Source organism: Escherichia sp. TW09308 (assembly GCF_000208565.1).
Taxonomy (GTDB): Bacteria; Pseudomonadota; Gammaproteobacteria; order Enterobacterales; family Enterobacteriaceae; genus Escherichia; species Escherichia marmotae.
The window spans coordinates 2,765,102-2,781,290 of sequence record NZ_AEME01000001.1; the positions used below are offsets into that span (position 1 = coordinate 2,765,102).

General features: G+C 49.5%; 14 protein-coding genes. 7 read left to right on the plus strand and 7 right to left on the minus strand.

The features are described from left to right. Positions 1–184: 184 nt before the first annotated feature. From argP to scpC, 5 genes are all read left to right on the plus strand, one after another. Positions 185–1,078, plus strand: coding sequence for a DNA-binding transcriptional regulator ArgP (gene argP, locus ESM_RS0113160; protein WP_000828349.1), 894 nt, complete (start codon positions 185–187; stop codon positions 1,076–1,078). Between the two features lie 202 nt (positions 1,079–1,280). Next, positions 1,281–3,425: a methylmalonyl-CoA mutase gene (gene scpA, locus ESM_RS0113165; protein WP_000073283.1), complete on the plus strand. Its 2,145-nt coding sequence runs from the start codon at positions 1,281–1,283 to the stop codon at positions 3,423–3,425. Then, positions 3,418–4,413, plus strand: coding sequence for a methylmalonyl Co-A mutase-associated GTPase MeaB (meaB, locus tag ESM_RS0113170; protein WP_000606737.1), 996 nt, complete (start codon positions 3,418–3,420; stop codon positions 4,411–4,413). Before scpA ends, meaB begins: the two co-directional genes overlap by 8 nt. 10 nt (positions 4,414–4,423) lie before the next feature. Then, a complete protein-coding gene (scpB, locus tag ESM_RS0113175; RefSeq protein WP_000122073.1) occupies positions 4,424–5,209 on the plus strand; it encodes a methylmalonyl-CoA decarboxylase in 786 nt (261 codons plus the stop codon). A 25-nt stretch (positions 5,210–5,234) separates the two neighbouring features. After that, positions 5,235–6,713, plus strand: coding sequence for a propionyl-CoA:succinate CoA transferase (gene scpC / locus ESM_RS0113180; RefSeq protein ID WP_000063070.1), 1,479 nt, complete (start codon positions 5,235–5,237; stop codon positions 6,711–6,713). On the opposite strand, the gene srsR is transcribed toward scpC, so the two are convergent. The 3 genes from srsR to argO form a co-directional block, all read right to left on the minus strand. After that, complete coding sequence (gene srsR, locus ESM_RS0113185) at positions 6,710–7,606, minus strand: LysR family transcriptional regulator SrsR (protein ID WP_000350787.1); 897 nt, start codon at positions 7,604–7,606, stop codon at positions 6,710–6,712. The two genes, scpC and srsR, sit on opposite strands and share 4 nt — an antisense overlap. 168 nt (positions 7,607–7,774) lie before the next feature. Continuing rightward, positions 7,775–8,515 carry an oxidative stress defense protein gene (locus ESM_RS0113190; protein ID WP_000669823.1) on the minus strand — a complete coding sequence of 247 codons (741 nt, stop codon included), beginning with the start codon at positions 8,513–8,515 and terminating at the stop codon, positions 7,775–7,777. A 92-nt stretch (positions 8,516–8,607) separates the two neighbouring features. Further along, on the minus strand, positions 8,608–9,243 hold the full coding sequence (gene argO, locus ESM_RS0113195; protein WP_000493344.1) for an arginine exporter ArgO: 636 nt from the start codon (positions 9,241–9,243) through the stop codon (positions 8,608–8,610). 214 nt (positions 9,244–9,457) lie between these two features. Between argO and ESM_RS0113200 the strand changes: the two genes are divergently transcribed. Together ESM_RS0113200 and dctP are read left to right on the plus strand one after the other, a co-directional pair. Further along, entirely contained in the window at positions 9,458–10,387 is a 930-nt protein-coding gene (locus ESM_RS0113200; RefSeq protein WP_024257685.1) for a hypothetical protein, read from the plus strand. A 50-nt stretch (positions 10,388–10,437) separates the two neighbouring features. Continuing rightward, positions 10,438–11,481 (plus strand): TRAP transporter substrate-binding protein DctP, encoded by a 1,044-nt coding sequence (gene dctP, locus ESM_RS0113205; RefSeq protein ID WP_000142897.1) that lies wholly within the window; start codon positions 10,438–10,440, stop codon positions 11,479–11,481. Between the two features lie 41 nt (positions 11,482–11,522). On the opposite strand, the gene mscS is transcribed toward dctP, so the two are convergent. The 4 genes from mscS to epd form a co-directional block, all read right to left on the minus strand. Then, positions 11,523–12,398, minus strand: coding sequence for a small-conductance mechanosensitive channel MscS (mscS, locus tag ESM_RS0113210; protein WP_000389807.1), 876 nt, complete (start codon positions 12,396–12,398; stop codon positions 11,523–11,525). Positions 12,399–12,756: 358 nt separating this feature from the next. Next, the gene (gene fbaA, locus ESM_RS0113215; protein WP_000034375.1) at positions 12,757–13,836 is read right to left on the minus strand and encodes a class II fructose-bisphosphate aldolase; all 1,080 of its coding nucleotides are present in this window, start codon (positions 13,834–13,836) and stop codon (positions 12,757–12,759) included. A gap of 91 nt (positions 13,837–13,927) precedes the next feature. Further along, positions 13,928–15,091 (minus strand): phosphoglycerate kinase, encoded by a 1,164-nt coding sequence (gene pgk, locus ESM_RS0113220; protein WP_000111269.1) that lies wholly within the window; start codon positions 15,089–15,091, stop codon positions 13,928–13,930. A gap of 49 nt (positions 15,092–15,140) precedes the next feature. Then, a complete protein-coding gene (gene epd, locus ESM_RS0113225; protein ID WP_000218495.1) occupies positions 15,141–16,160 on the minus strand; it encodes an erythrose-4-phosphate dehydrogenase in 1,020 nt (339 codons plus the stop codon). Between the last annotated feature and the right edge of the window lie 29 nt (positions 16,161–16,189).

Below are 16,189 nucleotides of genomic sequence, written 5' to 3' on the forward strand. Positions count from 1 at the left end.
AAGCTGCACCGATAAAAGTGAAGCTCTACAGAACTTTTCCCGGGTCTCCACAAAGACAAAAAGACACGGTAACGCCACCCAAAATTTCCATTATAGCTACTTTTTCATACGCTAAATGCTCTGTACCCAAAGCAAAATTATGTCATAGTTCGGCATAAGAAAATTTGAGGAGTAGGTTAAAGCAATGAAACGCCCGGACTACAGGACATTACAGGCACTGGATGCGGTGATACGTGAACGAGGATTTGAGCGTGCGGCACAGAAATTGTGCATTACGCAATCAGCCGTCTCACAGCGCATTAAGCAGCTAGAAAATATGTTCGGGCAGCCGTTACTGGTGCGCACTGTCCCGCCGCGGCCTACTGAGCAAGGGCAAAAACTGCTGGCACTGCTTCGCCAGGTTGAGTTGCTGGAAGAGGAGTGGCTGGGCGATGAACAAACCGGTTCAACCCCGCTACTGCTTTCGCTTGCAGTCAACGCCGACAGTCTGGCAACCTGGCTGCTTCCGGCGCTCGCTCCTGTGCTGGCTGACTCGCCTATCCGTCTGAATTTACAGGTGGAAGATGAAACCCGTACCCAGGAGCGCCTGCGTCGTGGCGAAGTGGTCGGCGCGGTGAGTATTCAACATCAGGCGCTACCAAGCTGTCTTGTCGATAAACTTGGCGCGCTTGACTATCTGTTCGTCAGCTCCAAACCGTTTGCTGAGAAATACTTCCCCAACGGAGTAAGCCGCTCCGCGCTGCTCAAGGCACCGGTGGTGGCGTTTGACCATCTTGACGATATGCACCAGGCATTTTTGCAGCAAAACTTCGATCTGCCGCCAGGTAGCGTACCGTGCCATATCGTTAACTCGTCAGAAGCCTTCGTTCAACTCGCTCGCCAGGGAACAACCTGCTGTATGATCCCACACCTACAAATTGAGAAAGAACTGGCTAGCGGCGAGTTAATAGACCTGACACCGGGGCTGTTTCAACGGCGAATGCTCTACTGGCATCGCTTTGCCCCAGAAAGCCGCATGATGCGTAAAGTCACTGATGCTTTGCTCGACTATGGTCACAAAGTACTTCGTCAGGATTAATCAATCACTTAATGCCTGATAGCACATATCAGGCATTTTCCTTCTTTCTTTTTACCTTCTTTGAACAACGTCACAAAAGAGACAAATCTCACACGGCAAAAAACGACGCCTCAATGCATTTTTTTTGCTGGCGACAAACCCGTTTAAAAAGCTCACCGTAAGCGCAAATCCCCTATTTTTATTGCGCTTTATGGAGCAAATAATGTCAAACGTGCAGGAGTGGCAACAGCTTGCCAACAAGGAGTTGAGCCGTCGGGAAAAAACCGTCGACTCACTGGTACGGCAAACGGCGGAAGGGATCGCCATCAAGCCGCTGTATACCGAAGTCGATCTCAACAATCTGGAAGTGACAGGCACCCTTCCTGGCTTGCCGCCCTACGTTCGTGGCCCCCGCGCCACCATGTACACAGCCCAGCCATGGACCATCCGCCAATATGCCGGTTTCTCAACGGCCAAAGAGTCTAACGCCTTTTATCGCCGTAACCTCGCGGCCGGGCAAAAAGGTCTTTCCGTTGCCTTTGACCTCGCCACCCACCGCGGTTACGACTCCGACAATCCGCGTGTTGCTGGCGATGTCGGAAAAGCGGGCGTTGCTATAGACACCGTAGAAGATATGAAGGTGCTGTTCGACCAAATTCCACTGGATAAAATGTCGGTGTCAATGACCATGAACGGCGCAGTCCTGCCAGTACTGGCGTTTTATATCGTGGCCGCTGAAGAGCAAGGAGTTCCCCCCGATAAACTTACTGGCACCATCCAGAACGACATCCTGAAAGAGTACCTCTGCCGCAATACCTATATTTACCCGCCGAAACCGTCTATGCGCATTATCGCTGATATCATCGCCTGGTGTTCCGGCAATATGCCGCGCTTTAATACCATCAGTATTAGCGGCTACCACATGGGCGAAGCGGGTGCAAATTGCGTGCAGCAGGTGGCATTCACCCTGGCTGATGGGATTGAATACATCAAAGCTGCACTCTCTGCTGGTCTGAAAATTGACGACTTTGCCCCACGTCTGTCGTTCTTCTTCGGTATTGGCATGGATCTGTTTATGAACATCGCCATGCTGCGTGCCGCACGTTATCTCTGGAGCGAAGCGGTAAGCGGATTTGGAGCCAAAGATCCGAAATCACTGGCGCTGCGTACCCACTGTCAAACCTCCGGCTGGAGTCTCACCGAGCAAGATCCCTATAACAACGTTATCCGCACCACCATTGAGGCACTGGCCGCGACTCTGGGCGGTACTCAGTCGCTGCATACCAACGCTTTTGATGAAGCTCTTGGTCTGCCGACCGATTTCTCGGCACGTATTGCCCGCAACACTCAGATCATTATTCAGGAAGAGTCAGAACTCTGCCGCACCGTCGATCCGCTAGCCGGTTCTTATTACGTTGAGTCACTAACTGATCAGATCGTGAAACAGGCCAGAGCCATCATTGATCAGATCGACGAAGCCGGTGGCATGGCGAAAGCGATCGAAGCGGGCTTGCCAAAACGAATGATCGAAGAAGCATCTGCGCGTGAACAATCGCTGATCGACCAGGGCAAACGGGTGATAGTTGGCGTGAACAAGTACAAACGGGATCACGAAGACAAAACCGATGTACTGGAGATCGACAATGTGATGGTTCGTAACGAGCAAATTGCTTCGCTGGAACGCATTCGTGCCACCCGTGATGATGCAGCCGTAACCGCCGCGCTGAACACCCTGACTAACGCTGCGCTGCAAAACGAAAACCTGCTGGCTGCCGCTGTTAATGCAGCACGCGTTCGCGCGACATTGGGTGAGATTTCCGATGCACTGGAGGCCGCTTTTGACCGTTATCTGGTGCCGAGTCAGTGTGTTACCGGCGTGATTGCGCAAAGTTATCACCAGTCGGAAAAATCAGCCTGCGAATTTGATGCCATTGTTGCGCAAACGGAGCTGTTCCTCGCCAACAATGGTCGTCGCCCACGTATTCTGATCGCAAAAATGGGTCAGGATGGGCACGATCGCGGAGCGAAAGTCATTGCCAGCGCCTATTCCGATCTGGGTTTTGATGTTGATCTCAGCCCGATGTTCTCGACGCCAGAAGAGATCTCCAGACTGGCGGTAGAAAACGACGTTCATGTGGTGGGCGCATCCTCTCTCGCGGCTGGACACAAGACGCTGATCCCGGAACTGGTCGAAGCCCTTAAAAAATGGGGGCGCGAAGATATCTGTGTAGTCGCTGGCGGCGTTATTCCACCGCAAGATTATGCCTTCCTGCAAGAGCGTGGCGTGGCGGCGATTTATGGCCCGGGTACTCCCATGCTCGACAGTGTACGTGATGTACTGAACCGAATTAGCCAGCATCATGATTAACGAAACCACACTAGCAGACAACATTCGCCGCTTACGTGAGGGTGAACGAGCCACACTTGCCCAAGCCATGACGCTGGTAGAAAGCCGCCATCCGCGTCATCAGGCGCTAAGTAACCTGTTGCTCGATGCCATCATGCCATTCTGTGGAAATGCGCTGCGGCTGGGCGTTACCGGTACACCCGGCGCGGGGAAAAGTACCTTTCTTGAAGTCTTCGGCATGCAGCTAATTCGCCAGGGGTTGAAGGTCGCGGTGATTGCCGTTGATCCCAGCAGCCCGGTAACCGGTGGCAGCATCCTTGGTGACAAGACACGTATGACCGAACTGGCTCGTGCCGATGCGGCGTTTATTCGCCCGGTTCCGTCATCTGGTCATCTGGGCGGTGCCAGCCAACGAGCACGGGAGTTAATGCTGTTATGCGAAGCGGCGGGTTATGACGTGGTGATCGTTGAAACCGTCGGCGTCGGACAGTCGGAAACGGAAGTAGCCCGCATGGTCGACTGTTTTATCTCACTACAAATTGCCGGTGGTGGTGATGATCTCCAGGGCATTAAAAAGGGGCTAATGGAGGTGGCAGATCTGGTTGTCATCAACAAAGACGATGGCGATAACCACACGAATGTCGCCATTGCCCGCCATATGTACGAAAGCGCCCTACATATTCTGCGTCGCAAATATGAAGAATGGCAACCACGAGTCCTCACCTGTAGCGCACTGGAAAAATGCGGTATCGATGAGATTTGGCACGCGATTATCGATTTCAAAACCGCGCTTACCGCCAGCGGTCGTTTGCCCCTGATGCGGCAGCAACAATCGGTGGAATGGCTGCGTAAGCAAACCGAGGAAGAAGTGCTGCACCACCTGTTCGCTAATGAAGATTTCGATCGCTATTACCGCCAGACGCTATTAGCAGTCAAAAACAACACGCTTTCGCCGCGCACCGGCCTGCGGCAACTCAGTGAATTTATCCAGACTCAATATTTTGATTAAAGGAATTTTTATGTCTTATCAGTATGTTAATGTTGTCACCATCAACAAAGTTGCGGTAATTGAGTTTAACTATGGCCGCAAACTCAATGCATTAAGTAAAGTCTTTATTGATGACCTGCTCCAGGCATTAAGCGATCTCAACCGTCCGGAAATCCGTTGTATCATTCTGCGTGCCCCGAGTGGTTCCAAAGTGTTCTCCGCAGGTCACGATATTCATGAACTGCCATCAGGCGGCCGCGATCCACTCTCCTACGATGATCCGCTACGCCAAATCACCCGCATGATCCAAAAATGCCCCAAACCGGTAATTTCGATGGTTGAAGGGAGCGTCTGGGGAGGCGCATTTGAAATGATCATGAGTTCCGATCTGATCATCGCCGCCAGCACCTCCACCTTCTCAATGACGCCAGTTAACCTCGGCGTCCCATATAACCTGGTCGGCATTCACAACCTGACCCGTGACGCGGGTTTCCACATTGTCAAAGAGCTGATTTTTACCGCTTCGCCAATCACGGCCCAACGCGCGCTGGCTGTTGGCATTCTCAACCACGTTGTTGACATCAACGAGCTGGAAGATTTCACCTTACAAATGGCTCACCACATTTCCGAAAAAGCACCGCTGGCGATTGCGGTAATCAAGGAAGAACTGCGCGTGTTGGGCGAAGCACACACCATGAATTCAGATGAGTTTGAACGTATTCAGGGGATGCGCCGGGAGGTTTATGACAGCGAGGATTATCAGGAAGGTATGAACGCCTTCCTGGAAAAACGTAAACCTAATTTCGTCGGTCATTAATGATCTGCGAACAAAGGAGTAAAGGATGAGTATGACCTGGGCAAGGATGACCGCCGATGAAGCGGCGGAAATTATCCGGCACAACGATATGGTGGCATTCAGCGGCTTTACCCCTGCGGGTTCACCTAAAGCCCTGCCTGCTGCTATTGCCCGTCGTGCCAATGAACAGCATGAGGCGAAAAAACCGTACCAAATTCGCCTGCTAACCGGAGCGTCAATTAGCGCCGCCGCCGATGATGTACTCTCTGAAGCTGACGCTGTTTCGTGGCGCGCTCCGTATCAAACATCATCTGGATTACGCAAAAAGATCAATCAGGGTGCGGTCAGTTTTGTTGATCTACATTTGAGCGAAGTAGCGCAAATGGTCAACTACGGCTTCTTCGGTGACATTGATGTTGCGGTAATTGAAGCTTCAGAGATCGCACCGGATGGACGTGTCTGGTTGACCAGTGGGATCGGTAACGCGCCGACCTGGTTACTGCAGGCAAAGAAAGTGATCATTGAACTCAATCACTATCACGATCCGCGCGTTGCGGAACTGGCAGATATTGTGATTCCAGGAGCACCACCGCGGCGCAATAGCGTTTCGATCTTCCATGCAATGGATCGCGTCGGTACTCGTTATGTGCACATTGATCCGAAAAAGATTGTTGCGGTCGTGGAAACCAACTTACCTGATGCAGGTAATATCCTGGATAAGCAAAATCCCATGTGCCAGCAAATCGCTGACAATGTAGTCACCTTTCTGTTACGTGAAATGGCACAGGGACGTATTCCACCGGAGTTTTTGCCATTGCAAAGTGGGGTTGGCAACATCAATAATGCGGTAATGGCACGTCTCGGAGATAACCCGGATATTCCACCGTTTATGATGTATTCGGAAGTGCTACAGGAATCGGTGGTTCATCTTCTGGAAACCGGCAAAATCACCGGTGCCAGCGCCTCCAGTCTGACAATCTCTGCCGATTCACTGCGTAAGATTTACGACAATATGGACTACTTCTCCAGCCGCATTGTGTTACGTCCGCAGGAGATTTCCAATAACCCGGAAATTATCCGCCGCCTTGGTGTTATCGCTCTGAACGTGGGTCTGGAGTTTGATATTTACGGACATGCCAACTCAACGCATGTTGCCGGAGTTAATTTGATGAACGGTATCGGCGGCAGCGGCGATTTTGAACGCAATGCTTACCTGTCGATCTTTATGGCACCGTCGATCGCCAAAGAAGGCAAGATATCAACTATCGTGCCAATGTGTAGCCATGTCGATCACAGCGAACACAGCGTGAAAGTGATCATCACTGAACAAGGGATTGCCGACCTGCGCGGCCTCTCCCCACTTCAGCGCGCACGCGCTATCATCGATAACTGTGCCCATCCCATGTACCGTGACTATCTGCATCACTATCTGGAAAATGCACCTGGTGGGCATATTCACCACGATCTTAGCCACGTTTTCGATCTGCATCGTAACTTGATCGAAACTGGCTCGATGCTGAGTTAATTGCTCGTACCGTCACGATCTTCAGAAATTTGCTGTAGCATCGTGGCGGTATAGCGATGGTTTTTCAGTGAATAGAGGTATTCCTGCATATACATTGGCGTATGCGGCGCATCAAAATATTTCAGCGTTGCCGGGTTCACCAGCCGCCAGGCAAAATGTGGAATGACTGTCAGGAAATGTCCGCGCTCAACGGCGCTTATTTTGGCCATAAAACTGTAGGGACGATAAATGATTGTTGGATTAATCCCACAAGGACGCATGTTCGCATCAATCATCGCTTCATAGTTAGCGCGGTTCTGAAAGCGCATCTGTAACCACGGCAGCTCCTGTAATAACTCCTGCTCCTGGCGTTCTTCAAAACGGCGAGAAACGAGAAACCCCAGTCGCAGCGGCGAAAGTTCGCTGATAGTCAGGCTCTCCAACCCCTTTACACGCCCGGAGACATGCTGCGGAGAGATAATAAAATCAAACTGGTGGTGGAAGAGATTATCAATAACCCCATTCTCACTAAACTCAACCGGCTGGGCTGTCACCCCTTCATATTTATCACCAAGGCTGATTAGCTGATCAAAAATAATCGTCGGATAGGTATTATCTATACCAATTACAATTTCACGAGAACGACGCCCGGAATTATGAATTTCATTATCAATAGCAGAAATTCGTTGGTAAACCGGAAAAAGTTTTTGATAAAGTTCCTGTCCAGCTTTATTAAGACTAATATTGTTATCTTTACGGGTAAACAATGTATAACCAATTTGCTCCTCCAGCGCGGCAATACTTTTGCCGAACGGCGACGCCGTCATATGTATTTTCTCTGCTGCCCGGGCAATATTATTAGTTTGCGCTAATAAAATAAAATTGCGCATCTTTTTTGAAATAAAAATATCCATACCCTCTCCCCAAACATCACTGTCCGCTTAACCGTTTCAGTTATTCAATCTTTGATGAAATCGCGTGCAAAGATAGGTGATTGCATCATGGTTTTACAGAAAATTACAGAAAAAGGAGGCGATATCAGGTGAAGACATTAGCCCGACAAAGGCGTCGGGCTAAAAGTATTATTGTGCGGTAGGTGTTTTTGCAGGTTGCTGATCAACAGGTTCTAACTGGAAGACCACATCAACCTGATCATCAAACTGAATAGCAGCCTGCTCGTAAGTTTCCTGAGTGGAAACCGGCGCGGCATCAGCTTTCATCATTCGAACCATCGGGCTGGGCTGATAGTTGGAAACATGGTAGCGCACGCTATATACCGGCCCCAGCTTGCGATTAAAGCCGTTCGCCAGCTCCTGTGCCTGATGAATCGCATTATCAATCGCCGCCTTACGCGCTTTATCTTTATAGGCATCAGGTTGCGCCACACCCAAGGAAACAGAACGAATTTCGTTAAGCCCGGCCTTCAGCGCGCCATCCAGCAAAGAATTCAGTTTGTCTAACTGACGAAGCGTTACTTCCACCGTTCTCACCGCCCGGTAGCCTTTCAGAATACTTTTACCATCCTGGTAATCGTAATCAGGCTGGGTGCGTAAATTTGCAGAGCTGATATCTTTTTTCGCGATCTGATTGAGTTCAAGGAAAGAGATATATTGCGCCACACGCTCATCCGCCTGCTTCTTGGCGGTCGCGGCATCCTTCGCTGCCACGTTGACTTCAATCGCAAGGGTGGCAATGTCTGGCACCGCATCCACGCTTGCTGTTCCTGAAGTGACAATATGCGGACCATCCGGTAGTTCATTGGCCTGTACTGCCATTCCGCTGAAACCCATCAATGCCGCCAGGGCGATAACTTTGAACTTCACGTTAGTCTCTCCGTGTTAATTGACTTGCCCAAAATTCAGGACCTCTGGAGGCAAGCTTAGCGTCTCTGTTTTAATTTTCCATCAGATAGCACCTAACTGAACAAGGCTTGTGCATGGGCAATCCCCTCTTTCGCCAGTTGTAGAGCGATAAACCACATCACGCAGCCCACCACGAAATTGATAATGCGCTGCGCTTTGGCGGTACGCAAACGCGGTGCCAGCCAGGCGGCTAATAACGCCAGGCCAAAAAACCACAGGAAAGAGGCGCTAATCGTCCCGAATGCAAACCAACGTTTTGGGTCAGGATCAAGTTGACCGCCCAGGCTGCCCAGTACCACAAAGGTATCCAGATAGACATGCGGATTCAGCCAGGTCACCGCCAGCATGGTGGCGATAATTTTCCATCGCCCCTGTTTCATCACTTCGGCACTCGCCAGTTCAATATTACTGCCCATCGCAGTTTTAAAAGCGCCAAAGCCATACCACAACAAAAAGGCAACACCACCCCAGGTCACTAATGCCAATAACCACGGAGACTGCATCAGTAACGCGCTACCGCCAAAAATCCCGGCGCAAATCAGGACTAAATCGCTGATTGCACAAAGTAAGGCAATCATTATGTGGTACTGACGGCGAATGCCCTGATTCATCACAAAAGCATTTTGCGGACCGAGCGGCAGGATCATAGCCGCACCAAGCGCAAGACCTTGAAAATAATAAGAAAACACGTTAAAAATTCCGAGTTAATTACCTGATGCAGAGACTATAGCGCGGGATTGTTATTAGATAAAATTGATAATTCTAATAGCATATAAATAATTTTAATATTAATTTAAATAGTTCTACTCGGTGACTGATTTTAGAATAACAATCTCAACATTCCTCATGGCGTAAACGACGTTATGGCTCGCTTCCCTGCTCGCGTTGTAAAGGACTAACACAATGCAATCATATGATCTCACTCTGCTCCCCTACCCTATCCGCGAAAATATGCCGCGACAACAAGGTTGGTGCTTTGGACTACCACCAGGCATAACACCCGAACAGTGGCCGCTGGATCCAAATAATGGTTTCCCATTGAATCATGGATTTACCCTACTATTGCCAGAGGACTATCGGATTTATGGACCAGAGGTTGTCGCGTTATCTTTCTTTGCAGTTGCGCCAGAACACAACGATGGCGGAACTCCGTGTACAGAAGAAATATTGGATGTGTTTGAAAATTTTGAATCCTGCACGCCCCCAGAAGATCCAAATCTTTATGTTTTTTGGCTGGCAGAAAAGCAACGACATCCACGGCTATTTCGGATGGCAGATATATTAGGTTGTTCTTATGCGGTAATTTTACTAACCCAGTACGAGTTCAACGGCCCATTTTGCGAGCCACCTGAACTTATACCTGACCACTATCGCGACCAGCAAGATACGCCAGAATGGATGGCTATTGGCAGTGCATTTAGTTATTTTCAGGCTAACGTCAGACCAAAAGATACGCTTGAAAGCAATTTTATTTACCGTAAATTGGGCACCATTCCTGAGCAGTCGCTGGCGTTCAATCTGGCGATTTCATGCGAGCCGCGCGCTTTTGATCCTAATGCGGGAATTAGCCCCTCAGAAAGAAATGATACGGAATATCAGTCCATTCATTATTTTTCTAAAGATGCAGAGGGAAAGAGTAAATGTGAACCTCTCCAGTGGCATAGCGCACATCTGCCCGATCATCTCGGTGGTTCGATGGCGCTCGTGCAGCCTATACCAGACGGAATGTCGCCTTATTATATTGAGTTTGAAGAGTATTTCGGCGGGTATAATTTTGGCACAGGTAATGCCTGGCTGGACTTTAAAAATATGAAGTTTGATTTTAGTTGTTAAAGTTCACTGCTTTTAATATTAACGACGACCAACAAAATTACAGAAGGGATATGACATTCAAACACTTTTTATTTTCTCTGATATCAGGGTTACTTCTGGTATCTTTCCCCAACATTGCTGCTGAAAAAATACTTCGCTATACCGATCATGAACCTTATGGTGGAATGCGTACACAACTCATTAAAGAGGTATTATTTGCAGAAATTGGAAAAGAGTCACAAGGACGTTTGAAAATTGAACCTCACTGGAACGGTGAAATCGCCATCAGCTATGACGCACTGGCGACGATAAGTGATGGCAGCAAAGCTGATATGGGTATAGTGGTGCCAGAATACACAGCGAAACAATTACCGCTTCATCAAATATTCAAGAGCTTTGCTATTGGCCCGGAGCATGGAGCCAGTCAGGTAGAATTCTTTCGTCGCGTATATGCAGAAATTCCCGAACTTAACGCTGAAATTGAGCGTAACAATGTCGTGAACTTACAATTTTTCCTTGGCTATCCGGTAGGCTTTTTTTCTACCAAACCCATTATGAAATTAACCGCTCTTCAGGGAACTTCCTGGCGAACAGCCAGTTTCTGGCATCGGGCTTATTTAGTTAATACAGGAGCAAAAACCGTAACCTTACCGTGGAATGAGCAAATTACGACAGCACTCCGCGACGGGAAACTCGATGGCTTAATGGTCAATCTCGATAGCGGGTATGACATCCATGCTGAACGTGCTGCGCCGAATGTGTTGCTCTCTCCTTCGCTCTGGCTCGGCCATGTTTATCTTTTGACGATGAATAAACACACCTGGGAAAGCCTCAGTACTCAAGATCGCGAGGCGATTCAGCGAGCTGCTATTACAACCCAGAAGGCGCTGGGCCAGGCATTAGATAACAATCTGATCAACATGGTAAAAACGCTTGAACAGGAAGGCACACATGTTCGCTATCTGACAAAAGCAGAACTGGAGGCCTGGCGGAAAGCGATTGGTTATCAGCAAGAACAAGCTCAGTGGGTAGCAAAGCAGAAAGCTGAAGGTATAGACAATGCCAGGGAAGTGATGCAAAAAGTTGCCAATCTTCTTGATAGAACAATCCATTGAATTGTTAGTGCGCCCATGAATCTTATGGGCGCTTTACATGATTAACGCGTTACCGCATCGCTCTCTTTATTCTCTTTCACCCGCTTGAAGTTCACATCCATTTGCGGATATGGGAAGCTGATACCAGCAGCATCAAACTCGCGTTTAATACGTTCCAGCACGTCCCAGTACACGTTTTGCAGATCACCGCTGTTGCTCCAGGCACGAACGATAAAATTAACCGAGGATGCGCCAAGTTCATGCAGGCGCACGGTAATTTCACGATCTTTTAAAATACGATCTTCGGACTGAATAATATCAGTCAGGATCTGCTTAACCTGATCGATATCAGAATCATACGCCACGCCAATGATAAATTCGTTACGGCGCGCCGGCTCGCGAGAGAAGTTAATAATATTACCGGCAATAATTTTACCGTTCGGAATAACGATAATTTTACCGTCTGCGGTGCGCATAGTCGTAGAGAAAATCTGCACGCTCTGCACAGTACCGGCAACACCGCCGAGGTCAACATATTCACCGGCACGGAACGGGCGGAACATTACCAGCAACACGCCAGCGGCCAAGTTAGACAGCGAACCCTGCAACGCCAAACCTACAGCTAAACCTGCGGCACCCAGTACGGCGATAACCGATGCGGTTTGTACGCCCACGCGACCCAGTGCAGCAATTAGCGTAAAGGCAATAACTGCGTAACGGACTAATGCAGAAAGAAAATCAGCAACGGTGGCATCAATTTTACGGGAGATCATCAGGCGATTCACCGCATTGGAAATCATCCGCGCGACAATCAAACCAATGATGATAATCGCGAGAGCCGCCACGATGTTTACAGCATAACTCAGCAACAGCGCCTGATTATTCACCAACCAGGAACCTGCACCGTGTATGCTATCGACAACATTCAAATCTTCCATTCAATATTCCTTTTCAACTGACTCAAAATGGAGAAATACACTCCGCCGCCTTATGACGGGCAGTCTGACAAGGGTAAACAATAAAGTATAATTTTGCCAAATAGATCACAAATTTCTTAAGTACATCACCTTGCTTTTGGCGAAAAAAAGCCCCGCAGAGTGGGGCTCAGACATATGACAATGTGCGCTTTGTCATGCCGGATGCGGCGTGAACGCCTTATCAGGCCAATAAAAACCTGCAAATTCAATATATTGCAGGATACGTGTAGGCCTGATAAGCGTAGCGCATCAGGCAATTTTGCTTTTGGCGAAAAAAAGACCCGCAGAGCGGGCCTTGAGATAAGCAGAAAGGAATATCTTACAGAACGTCGATTGCGTTCAGTTCCTGGAATGCTTTTTCCAGACGAGCGATCATCGAAGTCTGACCAGCACGCAGCCATACGCGCGGATCGTAGTATTTCTTGTTCGGCTGATCTTCGCCTTTCGGGTTGCCCAATTGACCCTGCAGGTAAGCTTCGTTTTCTTTGTAGTAGTTCAGAACACCTTCCCAGGTTGCCCATTGGGTATCGGTATCGATGTTCATTTTCACTACGCCGTAGCTTACGGAGTCTTTGATTTCCTGAGCAGTAGAACCGGAACCGCCGTGGAATACGAAGTTCAGGCTGTTGTGCGGCAGGTTGTGTTTCTTAGAAACATATTCCTGAGAATCACGCAGGATAGTCGGGGTCAGAACCACGTTACCCGGCTTGTAAACGCCGTGTACGTTACCGAAGGAAGCCGCGATGGTGAAACGCGGGCTGATTTTGCTCAGCTCGGTGTATGCGTAATCAACGTCTTCCGGCTGGGTGTACAGTGCAGAAGCGTCCATGTGGCTGTTGTCCACACCGTCTTCTTCACCACCAGTGCAACCCAGTTCGATTTCCAGAGTCATACCGATTTTGGACATGCGCTCCAGGTATTTAGAGCAGATTTCGATGTTCTCTTGCAGAGATTCTTCAGACAGGTCGATCATATGAGAAGAGAACAGCGGCTTACCGGTAGCTGCGAAGTGTTTTTCACCTGCGTCCAGCAGACCGTCGATCCACGGCAGCAGTTTCTTCGCGCAGTGGTCAGTGTGCAGGATTACAGGAACACCGTAGTGTTCAGCCATCTGGTGTACGTGATGCGCACCAGAGATAGCGCCCAGGATTGCAGCCCCCTGCGGAACATCAGATTTCACGCCTTTACCAGCGATAAAGGAAGCACCGCCGTTGGAGAACTGAACGATAACCGGCGCTTTAACTTTAGCAGCGGTTTCCAGTACGGCGTTGATGGAGTCAGTACCGACGCAGTTTACTGCTGGCAGTGCGAAGTTATTTTCTTTTGCTACCTGGAAAACTTTCTGTACGTCATCACCAGTGATTACGCCAGGTTTTACGAAATCAAAAATCTTAGACATGTTTCTTTGTCCTGTATCGTCGGGCTTGAGAAAAAGTGCGTGCTACATGAGCGCGCTGAAACAAGGGCAGGTTTCCCTGCCCTGTGATTTTTTACTTCTTAGCGCGCTCTTCGAGCATCGCTACTGCAGGCAGTACTTTACCTTCTACGAATTCAAGGAATGCGCCGCCACCAGTGGAGATGTAGGAGATTTTGTCAGCAATGCCGAACAGGTCGATTGCTGCCAGAGTGTCGCCGCCGCCAGCGATGGAGAACGCTTCGCTATCTGCGATAGCGTTAGCCACGATTTCAGTACCTTTGCGGAAGTTCGGGAATTCGAACACGCCAACCGGGCCGTTCCACAGAATAGTTTTCGCATTCTTCAGGATTTCAGCCAGTTCCTGTGCGGAAGCATCACCGATATCCAGGATCTGCTCGTCAGCTTTCACGTCGTTAACAGATTTCAGGGTAGCCGGAGCAGTTTCAGAGAACTCAGTTGCTACGCGAACATCAGACGGAACCGGGATGTTGCAGGTGGTCAGCAGACGTTTTGCTTCGTCAACCAGGTCTGCTTCGTACAGAGATTTACCTACATCGTGGCCTTGTGCCGCGATAAAGGTGTTTGCGATACCACCACCAACGATCAACTGGTCAGCGATTTTAGACAGGGAATCCAGAACGGTCAGTTTGGTAGAAACTTTAGAACCACCAACGATAGCCACCATCGGACGAGCAGGTTCTTTCAGTGCTTTACCCAGCGCGTCAAGTTCAGCCGCCAGCAGCGGGCCTGCGCACGCAACGTCAGCAAATTTACCGATACCGTGAGTAGAAGCCTGCGCGCGGTGAGCAGTACCGAATGCGTCCATTACGAATACGTCACACAGTGCAGCATATTTTTTGGACAGGGTTTCGTCGTCTTTCTTCTCGCCTTTGTTGAAGCGAACGTTTTCCAGAACAACCAGTTCACCTTCAGCAACGTCAACGCCGTCGAGGTAATCTTTAACCAGACGAACCGGGTTAGACAGTTTGTCTTTCAGGTAGTTAACAACCGGCAGCAGAGAGAATTCTTCGTTGTACTCGCCTTCGGTAGGACGACCCAGGTGGGAAGTTACCATCACTTTCGCGCCTTGTTTCAGGGCCAGTTCAATGGTCGGCAGAGAAGCACGGATACGTGCGTCGCTGGTTACTTTCCCGTCTTTTACTGGTACGTTCAGATCCGCACGGATAAATACACGTTTCCCAGCAAGATCCAGATCGGTCATCTTAATTACAGACATGGTGAATCCTCTCGTTGATTCTAAAAGTTTTGCAGACGCTGCTTGCGTCTTACCTGAAAGCAACAGCGGCCATTGCTAACGTCGTGTCGATCATTCGGTTAGCAAAGCCCCATTCGTTATCGCACCAGACCAACGTTTTGATCAGGTGTGCGCCACTGACCCGGGTTTGGGTGCCATCGACAATGGCACTGTGCGGGTCGTGGTTAAAATCTACAGAGACCAACGGCAATTCCGTATAGTCAACTATACCATGAAATGCACCTTGTGCTGCCTTTTGCAACAACTGGTTGACTTCATTGGCTTTTACAGGTTTCTTCACCGTCACGCTCAGGTCGATTGCCGTCACATTAATGGTTGGCACACGTACCGCAATCGCTTCAAAGCGATCGTTAAACTGCGGGAAAAAACGCGTGATACCGGCGGCCAGTTTAGTATCGACCGGGATGATCGACTGACTGGCGGCCCGAGTGCGGCGCAGGTCGGGATGGTACGCATCAATAACCTGCTGATCGTGCATGGCGGAGTGAATTGTGGTCACAGTGCCGGACTCAATGCCGTACGCATCATCTAACAATTTGATGACGGGAATTATGCAATTCGTGGTACAGGAAGCGTTAGAAACAATGCGGTGTTCCGCGCGAAGTTGATCCTGATTGACGCCATAAACAATAGTTGCGTCGAGATCGTTGCTGCCAGGATGTGAAAAGAGCACTTTTTGGGCCCCGGCGGCAATATGCGCTTCGCCATGCTCGCGGGTGCCATACACGCCGGTGCAATCGAGCACCACATCGACGCCAAGTTCACGCCAGGGGAGCGATTGCAGTGAACGTTCATGCAATACGCGGATGGCGTCATCACCAACAAAAAGTTGATCGCGTTCCTGACGCACTTCCCATGCAAAACGGCCATGACTGGTGTCATATTTCAACAAATGCGCCATGCCCGCAGCATCCGCCAGTTCGTTGATTGCCACCACGGTGATTTCCGCCCGGCGTCCGGATTCATACACAGCACGAACCACATTACGCCCGATGCGACCGAAGCCATTTATCGCTACGCGTACGGTCATAGGTCTCCTGCAAGGCTTTCTCAAAGCAA

What these genes read in the sequence shown, in the direction of transcription:
- fbaA (WP_000034375.1), bottom strand. Translation starts at nt 13,836, where the DNA reads ATGTCTAAGATTTTTGATTTCGTAAAACCTGGCGTAATCACTGGTGAT.
- argP (WP_000828349.1), top strand. Translation starts at nt 185, where the DNA reads ATGAAACGCCCGGACTACAGGACATTACAGGCACTGGATGCGGTGATA.
- pgk (WP_000111269.1), bottom strand. Translation starts at nt 15,091, where the DNA reads ATGTCTGTAATTAAGATGACCGATCTGGATCTTGCTGGGAAACGTGTA.
- mscS (WP_000389807.1), bottom strand. Translation starts at nt 12,398, where the DNA reads ATGGAAGATTTGAATGTTGTCGATAGCATACACGGTGCAGGTTCCTGG.
- epd (WP_000218495.1), bottom strand. Translation starts at nt 16,160, where the DNA reads ATGACCGTACGCGTAGCGATAAATGGCTTCGGTCGCATCGGGCGTAAT.
- ESM_RS0113200 (WP_024257685.1), top strand. Translation starts at nt 9,458, where the DNA reads ATGCAATCATATGATCTCACTCTGCTCCCCTACCCTATCCGCGAAAAT.
- scpC (WP_000063070.1), top strand. Translation starts at nt 5,235, where the DNA reads ATGAGTATGACCTGGGCAAGGATGACCGCCGATGAAGCGGCGGAAATT.
- dctP (WP_000142897.1), top strand. Translation starts at nt 10,438, where the DNA reads ATGACATTCAAACACTTTTTATTTTCTCTGATATCAGGGTTACTTCTG.
- srsR (WP_000350787.1), bottom strand. Translation starts at nt 7,606, where the DNA reads ATGGATATTTTTATTTCAAAAAAGATGCGCAATTTTATTTTATTAGCG.
- scpB (WP_000122073.1), top strand. Translation starts at nt 4,424, where the DNA reads ATGTCTTATCAGTATGTTAATGTTGTCACCATCAACAAAGTTGCGGTA.
- meaB (WP_000606737.1), top strand. Translation starts at nt 3,418, where the DNA reads ATGATTAACGAAACCACACTAGCAGACAACATTCGCCGCTTACGTGAG.
- scpA (WP_000073283.1), top strand. Translation starts at nt 1,281, where the DNA reads ATGTCAAACGTGCAGGAGTGGCAACAGCTTGCCAACAAGGAGTTGAGC.